Raw genomic sequence first — 14,154 nt, 5'->3', positions numbered from 1 at the left:
GCCACCAGCGTGCCATCCCGCTGAGACAGTCACTACTGTGTGGCCGCCGCCACTACGCCGCCGGTACGCCCGCGTGCACTCCCGCCGGTGGGGCCTCTGCCCTGGCGGTACGGCCCGTTCCACCGCCGTCTCCCCGCCCGGCCGGCCCGTGACGGAGCCGGTGAGCCCCGGCGGGCACCGTCAGAGAACGGCCTTCTTCAACGCCACCGCGGCGTCGGCCAAGCGCTCCGCGTCGAGCGGCGTACCGCGCTCGATGAGCCTTCTGCCCTGCGCCAGATCCCGGGGGCGGCCGACCGCGAGCAGTGCAACGAGCGCGCCCTCGCGCAGCCAGCACACGGACCAGGCGGCCTCGCGCGGGTCGCCGCGCCACACCAGCTCGTCCGCGCCCCCGTGGTGCCCCGCGTACTGGATGAAGCGGCCGAACTGCTCCGACCAGAAGTAGGGCACCGGATCGTAGACGGCGCGCTCCGCCTCGCCGTCCGGGAGCGTCCCGGCGATGATGTTGGCGGCCACGACCCGCGGTCCCTGGAGCGCGTTGTCCCAGTGGTGGACGAGCAGGCGCCGGCCGTACCGGGCCGAGGGGAAGGACGCGCAGTCGCCCACCGCGTACACGTGCGGGGCGGAGGCGCGCAGCTCCTCGTCCGCGACCACTCCGCCGTCGCCGCCCAGCTCGATGCCCGAACCGGCGAGCCAGCCCGTCGCGGGGCGGGAGCCGATGCCCACGACGACGGCGTCGGCCGGCAGCCGTGTGCCGTCCGCGAGCAGCACCCCGTCGGCGTCGACCGAGCGCACGGCGACGCCCGTGCGCAGCGCCGCACCGCTCTGCTCGTACCAGTCCCGCATGTGCACCGCGACCTCCGCGGGCAGCGCGCCCGGCAGAGGCTGTCCCGCCGCCTCCACGACGGTCACGGCGCAGCCCGCCTCGCGTGCCGCGGTGGTGAACTCCGCGCCGATCCAGCCCGCACCCACGACCACGACCTCACCGCGGGCGGCGAGTACGGGGCGCAGCCGGGCGGCGTCGTCCAGCGTGCGCAGCAGATGGACGCCGGGGACGTCCTCGGTTCCCGGCAGCGCGACGGGCTCGGCGCCGGTGGCGATGACGAGATGGTCGTAGGCCAGGGCTCCGGCGGCCGTCTCCACCAGGCTCTCGGCGGTGCGCAGGCCGGTCACCTCCCGGCCGAGCTCCAAGTCGACGCCGATGGAGCCGAAGTCGACGTCGAACGTCGCGTCGTCGGCCTTGCCGAGCAGCACCGCCTTCGACAACGGCGGCCTGTCGTACGGCTGATGGGGTTCGCCGCCGATCAGCCGGATGCCGCCCGGCCATCCCTGCTCACGCAGTTGTACGGCTGTCTGCACGCCGGCCATTCCCGCTCCGACGACGACGATCCGCTGCTCGCTCCGGCTGTCGCTCACACGATCAATCCTAGGACGGCGACGGCGCCCTCCGGGGCGGTCACCGCGGCGGCCGCCGGTCACACGACGGGAACGGCGCAGTAGGCTTGCGCAGGCAGGCATGTCACAACAGCGGCTCCGCGGCGGCCCGTACACGCTGCGGCCGGGCAGTACGAACCGTCCCGCCCCCGGCGGTGAGCCGCACGGCTGGCACGGCTGCGCGAGAGACTCGACACTCGGCAGACACAGCAGATACGCGGGAGTCCGGCGCACCGGACTGAGAGGGAGGCTGCGGCCTCCGACCGTACGAACCTGATCCGGGTCATTCCGGCGAAGGGAGAAGCAGCTTCCATGCGTCGCACCGGCACATCCCCGGCCGCCGTCGTACGGCGGGAGTCCGGCGAGCGGGCACGGCCCGACGTCGCCGTCGTCGGCGGCGGCATCATCGGCCTCGTCACCGCCTGGCGGGCGGCCCAGCGCGGACTGGACACCGCGGTCGTCGACCCCGAACCGGGCGGCGGCGCCGCGCGGGTGGCGGCCGGGATGCTCGCGGCCGTCACCGAACTCCACTACGGCGAGGAGTCCCTGCTCGCGCTCAACCTCGCCTCCGCGGCCCGCTATCCGGACTTCACGGCGGAGCTGGAGGAGGCCTGCGGGCACGAGATCGGCTACCGCCCGTGCGGCACGCTGGCGGTCGCCCTCGACGCCGACGACCGGGCGCACCTGCGTGAACTCCACGCGCTCCAGCGGCGTTGCGGGCTCGAGTCGCAGTGGCTCACGGGCCGCGAGTGCCGCCGCCTCGAACCGATGCTCGCGCCGTCCGTACGCGGCGGGCTGCGGGTCGACGGCGACCACCAGGCGGACCCGCGCCGCCTCGCCACCGCGCTGCTGCTGGCCTGCGAGCGCGCGGGGGTGCGCTTCCTGCGCGCGGCGGCACGGCGGCTCACGGTCACCGCCGGACGGGCCACGGGTGTGACGCTCGACGACGGCACCGGCGTCGAGGCCGGGCAGACCGTGCTGGCGACCGGCTCGTGGGCGTCCCGTCTGGAGGGCCTGCCGGGCGAACTCCTGCCCCCCGTAAGGCCGGTCAAGGGCCAGGTGCTACGGCTGCGCATGCCGCCGTCCTCGTCGTACGGGCCCTTCCTCTCCCGTACGGTCCGGGCGATCGTGCGCGGCGGGTCCGTCTATCTCGTGCCGCGCGCCAACGGCGAGCTGGTCGTGGGCGCGACGAGCGAGGAGCTGGGCTGGGACACGACGGTCACGGCGGGCGGGGTCTACGAACTGCTGCGTGACGCACACGAACTCACCCCGGGCGTCACCGAGTTGCCGCTGACCGAGACCTCCGCGGGCCTGCGCCCCGCCTCGCCCGACAACGCGCCGCTGCTGGGTCCCACGGCGCTGCCCGGCCTGCATGTGGCCACCGGGCACTACCGCAACGGCGTGCTCCTCACGCCCGTCACGGGCGACTCGATGGGCGAGCTGCTGGCGGAGGGCGAACTTCCCGAGCAGGCCCGCCCGTTCACGCCCGCGCGGTTCGGCGGTCCGGCCGCCGGGGCCGCCGGCGTCCTCTCCTCGAGCGAGCCGCAGGAGCGTTCAGCATGACGACACTCCCCCCGGGCGCCGCGACGGTCACCGTCTCCGTGAACGGCGCCTCCCGCGAGGTCCGTTCGGGCTCCACGCTCGACGAGGTCGTGGCGGAGCTCACGTCCGCACCTTCGGGCGTCGCCGCCGCCGTCAACGAGACGGTCGTGCCGCGCGGCCAGTGGCCGCGCACGCGGCTGGCGGACGGCGACCGCGTCGAGGTACTGACCGCAGTCCAAGGAGGCTGACCCATGACCGGAACCGCGGTCCACGCCACACCGCACCCCGAGTCCCACGCGTCCGCGTCGTCCTCCCCCGGGCCGGACCCGCTGGTCATCGGCGACCGCGCCTTCGGCTCGCGCCTGATCATGGGTACGGGCGGGGCGCCCAGCCTCGACGTCATGGAACGCTCACTCGTGGCGTCGGGAACGGAGCTGACGACGGTCGCGATGCGCCGCCTCGACCCGACGGTCCAGGGCTCCGTGCTGTCCGTACTGGAGAAGCACGGCATCGGAGTGCTGCCGAACACGGCGGGCTGCTACACGGCGGGCGAGGCGGTGCTCACCGCCCGGCTCGCCCGGGAGGCGCTCGGCACTGACTGGGTCAAGCTCGAAGTCATCGCCGACGAGCGGACGTTGCTGCCCGATCCCGTCGAACTCCTCGACGCCGCCGAGACGTTGGTCGACGACGGCTTCACCGTCCTGCCGTACACGAACGACGACCCCGTCCTCGCACGGAAGCTGGAGGACGCCGGCTGCGCCGCGGTCATGCCGCTGGGCTCCCCCATCGGCTCGGGGCTCGGCATCCGCAACCCGCACAACTTCCAGCTGATCACCGAGCGCGCCGGCGTTCCCGTCGTCCTCGACGCGGGCGCCGGTACGGCGTCGGACGTGGCCCTCGCCATGGAGCTGGGCTGCGCGGCCGTGATGCTCGCCTCGGCCGTGACGAGGGCGCAGGAGCCGGTGCTCATGGCCCGTGCGATGCGCCACGCGGTGGAGGCGGGCCGCCTCGCCGGGCGTGCGGGGCGCATCCCGCGCCGGCACTTCGCGGAGGCCTCCTCTCCGTCCGAGGGCGTGGCCGCGCTCGACCCGGAGCGCCCCGCCTTCGGCTGAGCGGGCGGAGCGGGCGAAGGTCCCTGGAGAGGAAGGGGACGAAAGTCCCGGGACGGAATTCGGCTCGGCCCCGACGAAAGGCGCTGCCGGAAAGGAGAGAGGGGAAGGCACGGAGACGCCGCCCGGAACCGGCGGAGCCGGAGAATTCCGCGTCCCGCCGGAGCGCCGTCGGACGTCCGTTCCGACCAAAGTCCCGAAAAGGACAAAAAGGGGCGATACGGATGATTCTCCTCGCCATTCGGCCCCATCGTCCGCTGCGTGGCGCATCACGGATTTCCGTCGCCGGGATGACTCGTAGACTCTGCGTCGATGGATACGAGCCTTCAGGACTCCTCCTCCGGCCCCGCCGGGGAGACGCCGCCGATCGGCCAGGTGCTCGACGGCCGGTACCGCGTCGTGTCGCGCATCGCCGTCGGCGGCATGGCGACCGTCTACCGCGCCGTCGACACCCGCCTCGACCGCGAGCTCGCCCTGAAGGTCATGCACCCCTCGCTCGCGGGCGACAGCGCCTTCGTGGCCCGCTTCATCCGCGAGGCCAAGTCCGTCGCCCGCCTCGCCCACCCCAACGTGGTCGGCGTCTACGACCAGGGCACGGACGGCACGTATGTGTACCTGGCGATGGAGTACGTCTCCGGGTGCACCCTGAGAGACGTCCTGCGCGACCGCGGCGCGCTGCGCCCCCGCGTCGCCCTCGACATCCTGGAGCCGATGCTGGCGGCGCTCGGCGCCGCGCACCACGCGGGCATGGTGCACCGCGACATGAAGCCGGAGAACGTGCTGATCGGTGACGACGGCCGGGTCAAGGTCGCCGACTTCGGTCTCGTACGGGCCGTGGACAGCCAGACGTCCGTGGGGTCGGACACGATCCTCGGCACCGTCTCCTATCTCGCCCCCGAGCAGATCGAGCAGGGCACGGCGGACACCCGCACGGACCTCTACGCGTGTGGCGTGATGCTCTACGAGATGCTCACCGGCGAGAAGCCGCACGCGGGCGGCACACCGGCGCAGGTGCTCTACCAGCATCTGCACGAGGACATGCCCGCCCCGTCCGCGTCCGTGCCCGGCCTCGCCCCCGAGCTGGACGCGCTGGTCGCGCGGGCCACGGCGCGCGCGGCGGACGGCCGCCCCCAGGACGCGGGCGCGATGCTCTCCGAGACCCGCGGCGTCCGCGGCCGCCTCACCGCCGCGCAGCTGGACGCCGTACCGCCGCGGGCGAAGGAGCCGCAGCCCGGGCTCGCCGAGGTCCTCGCGGCGGACACCGCGCTCGGCGAGGCGCGCCTGCGCTCCGCCCCCGGCCCGGGAGCGCCGCCGGGCACTCCCGGGACGTCCGGGTTCGAAGAGCAAACGAGCGTCCTGCCCCGCCCCGTCGCCGCCTCGTACGAGTACGGCCACGGGGACGGCGACGACATCGACCGCACGGCCCGCTTCGCCGCCCCGCCGCGCGGCGGCGGCCCCGACCGGCGACGGCGGCGCGGCGGCGGCCGGGTCTTCATCGGAGTGCTGGCGGCGATGCTGGTGCTGCTGGTGGGCACGGGCGTCTGGTACATCAACTCCGGGCAGTTCACGAAGACCCCCGCCGTGCTGGACAAGACCGAGTCCGACGCCAGGAAGATCCTCGGCGACTCCGGGCTCGAGGTGAGCGTCACCCGCGAGCACAGCGAGCGCGTCGAGCGCGGCCACGTCATCGACTCCAACCCGGACCCGGGCGAGCGCATCCGCAGGACCGGCAGCGTCACGCTCGTCGTCTCCAGCGGACCGGAGATCGTCAAGGTGCCCGACCTCGCGGGTACGCCGCTGACCGACGCCCGGCGCAAGCTCAAGGACGCGGGCCTGGAGGCCGGTGTCGTGAAGCACAAGTTCAGCGAGGAGACGGCCCGCGGCTCGGTGATCGCCAGCGATCCGGAGGCCGGCAGCAAGCGCCGCCCGGGCTCCCCCGTCGCGCTGACGGTCTCCAGGGGCGCGCCGGTCGACGTCCCGGACGTCGTCGGCGACGACGAGGACTCGGCGACGGACGATCTGCGCGAGGAGGGCCTGAAGGTCCGCATCGCCCCCCAGCGCGTCTTCTCCGAGGAGGACGAGGGCAGCGTCGCCCGCCAGACCCCGGCCGAGGGCAGCCCGGCGGCCGAGGGCGACACGGTGACGCTCACCATCTCCAAGGGCCAGGACACGGTGGACGTCCCGGACGTGGAGGGCCTGAAGCAGAAGCAGGCGGTCAAGAAGCTCAAGGACGCGGGCTTCGACGTCACCGTGCGCAGGATCTTCTTCGGCAACAAGGTGTTCTCGCAGTCGCCGGGCGGCGATGACGAGGCGCCCCGGGGTTCCAGCGTCACGATCTGGCTGCGCTGAGGCCCAGAACCCGGCCGGGCGCCGTGGTTACCGCGCACCCCTGAGCCGCCCCGAACTGCCCCCGGAAGGCACCCCCGTGAGCCCCGCCGATCGCTGACATGGCGCTCATACGCCCTCACCTGCCGTGAGACCGGCCGCTTCCGGTGTGACTCCCGACATAGGACCCATATCACTTACGACGGCGGTTAGTGCGCGGCGCTACCCCCGGTCCGCGGGGCGAAACGTGGTCGCACCGCTCTCCGCCCGCCCCCTCACGGCTCCCGAATAACGAGCCGGGATAGTACGTCACACTTTTGGGCTGTGTTTTCGGAGCCTTTAACAATTGCTCTCGGTCGCACGCGCCGGGGATTCGGAACTCGGCGTAAACCGCCTTTCCGGCCTCTGCGACGCAAGCAATGTTGAAAGGTTCGCTCAAATGCCCAGGATTCCCGGCTACGTCCGCAACCCCAAGTTCGCGCGTATCTCCGCCGCAGGCATATCGGCCGCCGGTGCGGCAGCGATCGCACTGACGGTTCTCCCCGGCACCGCCGACGCAGGCGACCAGAGCCAGTCCAGCGCCAAGAAGGTCAGCGCCTCGACGGCGGCCGCCGAGAGTACGAAGAGCTCCGGCTCCCCCAAGGTCGAGCTCCTCGGCGCCAAGCAGGGCACCCTGGACTCCGACGTCCAGCGCGCGAACGACGCCGTCGCCGCCCAGAAGGAGGCGGTCGCCAAGCAGAAGGCCGTCGCCGCCGAGCGCGCAGCGGCCGTCAAGGCGAAGGCCGCCAAGGCCCAGGCCGCGAAGAAGGCCGCCCAGGAGCGCAAGGCCGAGGCCGCCGCCAAGGCGTCCCGCGCCGCCGAGCGCCCCGCTGCCAAGACCTACCCCGACAACCTCGACGGCTGGATCCGCGAGGCCCGCGACGTCATGGCGAAGCACAACATCCCCGGCTCGTACGACGGCATCAAGCGGAACATCATCCGCGAGTCCGGCGGCAACCCGAACGCCGTGAACAACTGGGACATCAACGCCCAGAAGGGCACCCCGTCCAAGGGCCTGCTCCAGACCATCCAGCCGACCTTCGACGCGTACCACGTCAAGGGCACGCCCCACAAGATCACGGACCCGGTCGCCAACATCGTGGCCGCCTGCAACTACGCGGCGGACAAGTACGGTTCGATGGACAACGTCAACTCGGCATACTGATGGTGTGACGACCAAGCGAGAGCGCAACGCCATTGGCGGCCACGTCCCCGTAGCAGGGGGGCTGGCCGCCACTGGCATTTCCTACGCCGAAGACATCGGCGCCGAGGCCGTTCAGGTCTTCGTCGCCAATCCCCGCGGCTGGGCGACGAGTTCCGGTTCCCCGCAACAGGACGAGGAATTCCGTACGGCGTGCAGGGAGCGTGAACTCCCCGCATTCGTACACGCCCCCTATCTCATCAATTTCGGCTCCCACACCGAGGCCACCGCCGCCAACTCCGTTTCCTCGCTGCGCCATTCGCTCCGCAGAGGTCGCGAGATCGGTGCGTCCGGCGTCGTCGTCCACACGGGTTCGGCGACCGGCGGCCGCGACAGCGCGACCGCCCTGGCCCAGGTGGGGTCGCTGCTGCGGCCCCTGCTGGACGAACTCACTCACGACGACGATCCGTGGCTGCTGCTGGAGCCCACCGCCGGGCAGGGATACTCGCTCTGCTCGCGCGTGGAGGACCTCGCGGCGTACTTCGAGATCCTCGGCCGGCACCCCAGGCTCGGCGTCTGCCTCGACACCTGTCACGTCTTCGCCGCCGGGCACGATCTCGCGGCCCCGGGAGGGGTCAAGCGGACGCTGGACGAGCTGGAGTCGGTGACCGGTCCCGGACGGCTCAGGCTCATCCACGCCAACGACTCCAAGGATGTCGTCGGCGCCCACAAGGACCGCCATGCCAACATCGGCTCCGGCCACATCGGGCCCGGCCCGTTCGCCGAACTGATGACGCACCCGGCGACCGAGGGCGTGCCGCTCGTGATCGAGACCCCAGGCCGCAAGGAAGGCCACGCGGCGGACGTGGCACGGCTGAAGGCACTGAGGGAAGGCGCGGGCTGAGCACGCAGGAGGAGCACGGGCAGCACGGTCCGGCACCCTGGCCGGCCCTCGACGCACAACTGGCGGACCTGCTGCTCTGGGTCTCTCTGGCCTTGGCGTTTCGCCGTCGCCTTCGTCGTCACGACTCCCGTGAACCGGTGGATGATCGGCCGGGGCGGGGGCCACGCGGTGCTCCACGCCTGCCACTGACCGTCACGTACCACCTGTCGCCATCCGCCGTCGGCGGTCCGGCGGCTACAGCTCCGGCCCCTCGCCGGGCTCCTCCTGGTACGAGTAGCGCTGTTCCTTCCACGGGTCGCCGACGTTGTGGTAGCCGCGCTCCTCCCAGAAGCCGCGGCGGTCCGTCGTCATGTACTCGACGCCGCGCACCCACTTCGGGCCCTTCCACGCGTACAGCTGCGGCACCACCAGCCGCAGCGGGAAACCGTGTTCGGCGGTGAGCAGTTCGCCCGCGCGATGGGTGGCGAAGAGGGTGGTCTCGGCGGCGAAATCCGGCAGCCGCAGGTTGGAGCTGAATCCGTACTCGGCCCAGACCATGACGTGCGTGACGTCGTCGGCGGGAGGGGCCAGGCGAAGCACCGTACGGGCGAGGACACCTCCCCATTCGGCGCCCAGCATGCTGAACTTGGTGACGCAGTGAAGATCGCCGACGACGGTCTCATAGGGCAGCGCCGTGAACTCCTCGTGGTTCCACGAGTGCTTCTCCCCGTCCGCGGTCGCCCCGAAGACCCGGAAATCCCAACGTTCGGGCTTGAACTTCGGCACCGGCCCGTAATGCGTGACCGGCCAGCCGCGCTGGAGCCGTTGCCCTGGCGGAAGCGGTTGCTGCTCCCCCTCAGGACTCTGCGGCTGACCCATCTCTCCATGGTGACAGACCCCCCTGATGCCGCTTACCGGCACCCCGTGCACGGGGAGTTCGGGGGCTTTCCGCTCGCCAATTCGGGCGATTTCGGTAAGCCTTCGCTTACTGGACCGGGTGCCGACACGGTGCGAAGATGCGCGGGCGTCGCGCGCACGCACCTGGCACTTTTCCTTTCCTGGAAGGAGCCCGCAGCCATGCAGGGCGATCCCGAGGTCATCGAATTCCTCAACGAGCAGCTGACGGCCGAGCTCACCGCCATCAACCAGTACTTCCTGCACGCCAAAATGCAGGAGCACTTCGGCTGGCCGAAGCTCGCCCGCTACACACGGGCGGAGTCCTTCGACGAGATGCGTCACGCCGAACGGCTCACCGACCGGATTCTGTTTCTCGAAGGCCTCCCCAACTACCAGCGCCTCTTCCACGTCAACGTCGGCCAGACGCTGACCGAGATGTTCAGGGCGGACCGGCAGATCGAGGTGGAGGCGATCGACCGGCTTCGGCGCGGAGTGGAGGTCATGCGCGCCAAGGGCGACATCACCTCGGCGAACATCTTCGAGGACATCCTGGCCGACGAGGAACACCACATCGACTACCTGGACACGCAGCTGGACCTGGTCGAGAAGCTGGGCGAGCCGCTCTACATCGCGCAGCTCGTGGAACAGGAAGCCCCCTCGGACAACTGACCCCGGACGGCCGGGTCTCAGGCGGCTTCGGCGACCGACGGGACGGGCGCGGGTGCCTGGACGGGCGCGGACGCGGGAGTCTGTGCGGGCTCCTCGACGGCGGTCTCGACCTGACGCTTCGGGCACGCCCCGCGCCCGAGGATCCCCTGGATTCGGCGCACGCACGAGCCGCAGTCCGTCCCGGCCTTGCTGACCGAGGCGATCTGGCGCGGCGTACAGGCCCCGGCCTCTTGGTGCTCGCGGACTTGCCGGTCCGTGATGCCGAAGCAGGAGCAGATGTACACGCGGTCCTCCTTGGCGGGGCTCGTCGGCTCGTGCACCGGGTCTCGTTCACCGGGCGGCGGTCTCGGCAACGCAACGCTCAGCGCTCGGCACTGATGAGGTTAACCTAACCTTGGTAAAGCTAACCTTACCCGGCGCCCGGCGTCCACAACAGAGAGATGGGGCCCGCATCGCTGTGATGCGGGCCCCATTTCCGTTCGCGCCCCATCAGGCCCGCGGGCCTTGGGGGTTGAGCCGGCGGCTCACTGGTCGCGGTACATCTCCGCGACCAGGAAGGCCAGATCGAGCGACTGGCTGCGGTTGAGGCGCGGGTCGCACGCCGTCTCGTAGCGCTGGTGCAGGTCGCCGACGAAGATCTCGTCGCCGCCGCCGACGCACTCGGTGACGTCGTCCCCGGTCAGCTCGACGTGGATGCCGCCGGGGTGCGTGCCCGCGCCCTTGTGCACCTCGAAGAAGCCCTTGACCTCGTCCAGTACGTCGTCGAACCGCCTGGTCTTGTGACCGCTCGCGGCCTCGAAGGTGTTGCCGTGCATCGGGTCGCAGACCCACACCACCTGGGCGCCCGAGGCGCTGACCTTCTCCACCAGCGTGGGCAGCCGGTCCCGTACGGTGCCCGCTCCCATGCGAGTGATGAAGGTGAGCCGGCCCGGCTCCCTGTCGGGGTCGAGCCTGTCGATCAGCGTCAGGGCCTCTTCGGGCGTCGTGGACGGGCCCAGCTTCACGCCGATCGGGTTGCGCACCTGCGAGGCGAACTCGATGTGGGCGCCGTCCAGTTGGCGGGTGCGCTCGCCGATCCAGACCATGTGCCCGGAGACGTCGTACAGCTTGCCGCTGCGCGAGTCCGTACGGGTCATCGCCGACTCGTAGTCCAGCAGGAGCGCTTCGTGCGAGGAGAAGAACTCGACGGTCTTGAGCTCTTCCGGGTCCGTGCCGCACGCGTGCATGAACTTCAGCGCCTGGTCGATCTCGCGCGCCAGCGCCTCGTAACGCTGCCCGGAGGGCGAGCGCTTCACGAAGTCCTGGTTCCAGGCGTGCACCTGGCGCAGATCGGCGTAGCCGCCGGTGGTGAACGCGCGGACCAGGTTCAGCGTCGACGCGGACGCCTGGTACATCCGCTTCAGCCGCTCCGGGTCGGGCGTGCGGGCGGCCTCCGTGAACTCGAAGCCGTTGACCGAGTCGCCGCGGTACGACGGGAGAGTCACACCGTCCCTGGTCTCGGTCGGCTTGGAGCGCGGCTTGCTGTACTGGCCGGCGATCCGGCCGACCTTGACGACCGGCACGGACCCGGCGTACGTCAGCACGGCGCCCATCTGAAGCAGCGTCTTGAGCTTGTTCCGGATGTGTTCGGCGCTGACCTGGTCGAACGCCTCCGCGCAGTCTCCGCCCTGGAGCAGGAACGCCTGGCCCCGCGCGACGGCGCCCAGCCGGGCACGCAGCTGGTCGCACTCGCCGGCGAAGACGAGGGGCGGATAGGACTCCAGCTCGGCGACGGCCTCGCGCAGAGCCTCCTTGTCCGGCCAGTCGGGCTGCTGCGCCGCGGGCAGGTCTCGCCAGGTGCGGGCACCGGCGTCGGGGTTGGCGTTCACACTCACGCGCCCCAGGTTACGGGGTCGCGCCCGCCGTCCTTCGCCGTGCCCGGGTGCTGAGACGGAAACCACCCGCGCGCCCACCGCTGGGGTAGGCTCCCGCCATGTTCGCGCAGCGCACCGGCAACTGGTGGTGGACCGCTCACCCGGCGGCCCACTGACTGCGCGCGCACCACAGACAGCGACAGACGCGAAGGCCGCCCGAGGGGCGGCCTTCGGCGTGTGCACGGCCGTTCCCTCCTCGCGTGACCAGCGCATTCCACGGAAGGACCGCCGATGCACCAGGAACAGCACCAGCACCGATCCCGGCCCTCCGGGCTCTCCGTCCCGGCGCTCGTACGGAGGCTGCTGCGCGACGACGCACCGCCCTTCGCGCTGCTGCGCCGACGAGCGCCCGGGCGCCCGCACGACACCGTCGAGGTCCTGATCGGGCCGGTGCACGAGGCCGCCCGCCTCGCGGACATCCCGGACGGCGAGCACGGCGCCCTCGCGCTCGTACCGTTCCGGCAGATCCGGGAACGGGGCTTCGGCGTGCGAGACGACGGCACGCCGCTGGCCGTCCTCGTGCCGCGCGAGGTGTACGAGCTGCCGCTGGAGGACGTCGCCGAGCAGCTGCCCGCGCACCGCGTCCGGGTCGAGGACGGCGCTTTCGACGTCTCCGACGAGGAGTACGCAGGGACCGTGCGCCGCGTCGTCGAGGACGAGATCGGGAACGGCGAGGGCGCCAACTTCGTGGTGCGGCGCACCTTCGAGGGCCGCATCCCGGGGTTCGGCCGCGCCGACGCCCTCGCCCTGTTCCGGAGGCTGCTGCACGGGGAGCGGGGCGCGTACTGGACCTTCGTCGTGCACACCTGCGAGCGGGTCCTGGCCGGGGCCAGCCCCGAGGTGCATGTGCGGATGTCGGGCGGAACGGTCGTGATGAACCCCATCAGCGGCACGTACCGCTATCCGCCCGGCGGGCCCTCCGCCGAGGGGCTGCTGGACTTCCTCGCCGACCGCAAGGAGAGCGAGGAGCTGTCGATGGTCGTCGACGAAGAGCTGAAGATGATGTGCACCGTCGGCGACATGGGCGGCGTAGTGATCGGGCCACGGCTCAAGGAGATGGCGCATCTCGCGCACACCGAGTACGAGCTGCGCGGGCGGAGCACACTCGACGTCCGGGAGGTGCTGCGGGAGACGATGTTCGCCGCGACGGTCACCGGCTCGCCCGTCGAGAACGCCTGCCGCGTCATCGAGCGCCACGAGCACGGCGGACGCGGCTACTACGCGGGCGCGCTCGCGCTGATCGGCCGCGACGCCGGAGGCGCCCAGACCCTCGACTCGCCGATCCTCATCAGGACCGCGGACGTGGACGCGGCGAGCGGACGCCTCCGCGTCGGGGTCGGCGCCACGCTGGTGAGGGCCTCGCGGCCCGCGGACGAGGTAGGCGAGACGCACGCGAAGGCGGCGGGCGTGCTGACGGCGCTGGGCGTGCGCGAGGCGCCCGTAGGCCGCGAGCACACCGGGCAGGGGCCACGGCTGGCGGACGACCGCCGGGTACGCGCGGCGCTCTCCGACCGGCGGGCCGGCCTGGCGCCGTTCTGGCTGCGGATGCGGACCGGCGGTGAGCGGCCCGCGCCGGCCGCGGGGCACGGGCGGATTCTGGTGGTGGACGGCGAGGACACCTTCACCTCGATGCTCGCGTATCTGCTGCGTGCCACGGGCGCCGAGGTGGACGTGCGGCGCTTCGACGAGCCGGGCCTGCCGGAGGCGGCGATCGCGCACGAGGGCCCGGTCGTGCTGGGGCCCGGCCCCGGAGATCCGCGCGACGGAGCCGATCCCAAGATCCGCCTGCTCCGCGGGCTGGCCGGCCGCCTGCTGCGCGAGCACCGGCACGGGCTGCTCGGGGTCTGCCTGGGGCACGAACTGCTCGCCGCGGAGCTGGGGTTGGAGATCGTGCGGAAGGCACGGCCGTACCAGGGCGCGCAGGAGGACGTTCCGGTCTTCGGGCGTACGGAGACCGTCGGCTTCTACAACTCCTACGCGGTGCGCTGCGGCCCGGACCGGGCGCACGAGTGGGACCGGGCGCCGGCGCCGTACCGCATCGAGGTCAGCCGGGACGCCGGGACCGGTGAGGTGCACGCGCTGCGCGGCGCGACGTTCGCGAGCGTGCAGTTCCACCCGGAGTCGGTGCTGACCCTGAACGGCCCTGAGATCGTCGGGGAGTTGCTGGCGACGGTAGCGGCCGCCGCCGGCACGTCGAGCTGACGC

The 14,154-nt window shown here is 72.0% G+C and carries 13 protein-coding genes, 1 pseudogene and 1 riboswitch; of the genes and pseudogenes, 10 read left to right on the top strand and 4 right to left on the bottom strand.

What is annotated here, in order from left to right:
- Positions 1-180: 180 nt before the first annotated feature.
- The gene (locus QQM67_RS07020) at positions 181-1,422 is read right to left on the bottom strand and encodes an NAD(P)/FAD-dependent oxidoreductase (RefSeq protein ID WP_314173011.1); all 1,242 of its coding nucleotides are present in this window, start codon (positions 1,420-1,422) and stop codon (positions 181-183) included.
- A gap of 216 nt (positions 1,423-1,638) precedes the next feature.
- Positions 1,639-1,748, top strand: a riboswitch (TPP riboswitch).
- Between QQM67_RS07020 and thiO the strand changes: the two genes are divergently transcribed.
- The 7 genes and pseudogenes from thiO to QQM67_RS06985 all read left to right on the top strand — a co-directional run.
- The gene (gene thiO / locus QQM67_RS07015; protein WP_314172725.1) at positions 1,744-2,994 is read left to right on the top strand and encodes a glycine oxidase ThiO; all 1,251 of its coding nucleotides are present in this window, start codon (positions 1,744-1,746) and stop codon (positions 2,992-2,994) included. It overlaps the preceding riboswitch by 5 nt.
- On the top strand, positions 2,991-3,221 hold the full coding sequence (thiS, locus tag QQM67_RS07010) for a sulfur carrier protein ThiS (RefSeq protein WP_314172724.1): 231 nt from the start codon (positions 2,991-2,993) through the stop codon (positions 3,219-3,221). The genes thiO and thiS overlap by 4 nt, the downstream gene beginning before the upstream one ends.
- A 120-nt stretch (positions 3,222-3,341) precedes the next feature.
- A complete protein-coding gene (locus QQM67_RS07005) occupies positions 3,342-4,085 on the top strand; it encodes a thiazole synthase (protein WP_314173010.1) in 744 nt (247 codons plus the stop codon).
- Positions 4,086-4,394: 309 nt separating this feature from the next.
- Positions 4,395-6,431, top strand: a complete 2,037-nt coding sequence (gene pknB / locus QQM67_RS07000; RefSeq protein ID WP_314172723.1) for a Stk1 family PASTA domain-containing Ser/Thr kinase — start codon at positions 4,395-4,397, stop codon at positions 6,429-6,431.
- 415 nt (positions 6,432-6,846) lie between these two features.
- Positions 6,847-7,611 (top strand): transglycosylase SLT domain-containing protein, encoded by a 765-nt coding sequence (locus QQM67_RS06995; RefSeq protein ID WP_314172722.1) that lies wholly within the window; start codon positions 6,847-6,849, stop codon positions 7,609-7,611.
- A 4-nt stretch (positions 7,612-7,615) separates the two neighbouring features.
- On the top strand, positions 7,616-8,491 hold the full coding sequence (locus QQM67_RS06990) for a deoxyribonuclease IV (protein WP_314172721.1): 876 nt from the start codon (positions 7,616-7,618) through the stop codon (positions 8,489-8,491).
- Positions 8,492-8,535: 44 nt separating this feature from the next.
- Positions 8,536-8,680 (top strand): annotated as a pseudogene (locus QQM67_RS06985) (DUF4396 domain-containing protein); the annotation flags it as partial.
- Positions 8,681-8,725: 45 nt separating this feature from the next.
- Here the strand turns inward: QQM67_RS06985 and QQM67_RS06980 are convergent.
- On the bottom strand, positions 8,726-9,349 hold the full coding sequence (locus QQM67_RS06980; protein ID WP_314172720.1) for a sulfite oxidase-like oxidoreductase: 624 nt from the start codon (positions 9,347-9,349) through the stop codon (positions 8,726-8,728).
- Positions 9,350-9,547: 198 nt separating this feature from the next.
- Between QQM67_RS06980 and bfr the strand changes: the two genes are divergently transcribed.
- Entirely contained in the window at positions 9,548-10,036 is a 489-nt protein-coding gene (gene bfr, locus QQM67_RS06975) for a bacterioferritin (protein ID WP_314172719.1), read from the top strand.
- A gap of 17 nt (positions 10,037-10,053) precedes the next feature.
- Here the strand turns inward: bfr and QQM67_RS06970 are convergent, their stop codons facing one another.
- Both QQM67_RS06970 and QQM67_RS06965 read right to left on the bottom strand, forming a co-directional pair.
- The gene (locus QQM67_RS06970; RefSeq protein WP_314173009.1) at positions 10,054-10,320 is read right to left on the bottom strand and encodes a (2Fe-2S)-binding protein; all 267 of its coding nucleotides are present in this window, start codon (positions 10,318-10,320) and stop codon (positions 10,054-10,056) included.
- 240 nt (positions 10,321-10,560) lie between these two features.
- The gene (locus tag QQM67_RS06965; protein WP_314172718.1) at positions 10,561-11,910 is read right to left on the bottom strand and encodes a class II 3-deoxy-7-phosphoheptulonate synthase; all 1,350 of its coding nucleotides are present in this window, start codon (positions 11,908-11,910) and stop codon (positions 10,561-10,563) included.
- Positions 11,911-12,008: 98 nt separating this feature from the next.
- Between QQM67_RS06965 and QQM67_RS30600 the strand changes: the two genes are divergently transcribed.
- Both QQM67_RS30600 and QQM67_RS06960 read left to right on the top strand, forming a co-directional pair.
- Positions 12,009-12,065, top strand: a complete 57-nt coding sequence (locus QQM67_RS30600; protein ID WP_399065806.1) for a trp operon leader peptide — start codon at positions 12,009-12,011, stop codon at positions 12,063-12,065.
- A 115-nt stretch (positions 12,066-12,180) separates the two neighbouring features.
- Positions 12,181-14,151 (top strand): anthranilate synthase family protein, encoded by a 1,971-nt coding sequence (locus QQM67_RS06960; protein WP_314172717.1) that lies wholly within the window; start codon positions 12,181-12,183, stop codon positions 14,149-14,151.
- Positions 14,152-14,154 lie beyond the last annotated feature (3 nt).

Origin of the sequence: Streptomyces winkii, assembly GCF_032248595.1 — a bacterium.
Taxonomy (GTDB): domain Bacteria; phylum Actinomycetota; class Actinomycetes; order Streptomycetales; family Streptomycetaceae; genus Streptomyces; species Streptomyces winkii.
The sequence above is the reverse complement of the archived record's forward strand: the minus strand, read 5'-3'. Positions and strand labels throughout refer to the sequence as shown.

What these genes read in the sequence shown, in the direction of transcription:
- thiO (WP_314172725.1), top strand. Translation starts at nt 1,744, where the DNA reads ATGCGTCGCACCGGCACATCCCCGGCCGCCGTCGTACGGCGGGAGTCC.
- thiS (WP_314172724.1), top strand. Translation starts at nt 2,991, where the DNA reads ATGACGACACTCCCCCCGGGCGCCGCGACGGTCACCGTCTCCGTGAAC.
- QQM67_RS07005 (WP_314173010.1), top strand. Translation starts at nt 3,342, where the DNA reads ATGGGTACGGGCGGGGCGCCCAGCCTCGACGTCATGGAACGCTCACTC.
- pknB (WP_314172723.1), top strand. Translation starts at nt 4,395, where the DNA reads ATGGATACGAGCCTTCAGGACTCCTCCTCCGGCCCCGCCGGGGAGACG.
- QQM67_RS06995 (WP_314172722.1), top strand. Translation starts at nt 6,847, where the DNA reads ATGCCCAGGATTCCCGGCTACGTCCGCAACCCCAAGTTCGCGCGTATC.
- QQM67_RS06980 (WP_314172720.1), bottom strand. Translation starts at nt 9,349, where the DNA reads ATGGGTCAGCCGCAGAGTCCTGAGGGGGAGCAGCAACCGCTTCCGCCA.
- bfr (WP_314172719.1), top strand. Translation starts at nt 9,548, where the DNA reads ATGCAGGGCGATCCCGAGGTCATCGAATTCCTCAACGAGCAGCTGACG.
- QQM67_RS06960 (WP_314172717.1), top strand. Translation starts at nt 12,181, where the DNA reads ATGCACCAGGAACAGCACCAGCACCGATCCCGGCCCTCCGGGCTCTCC.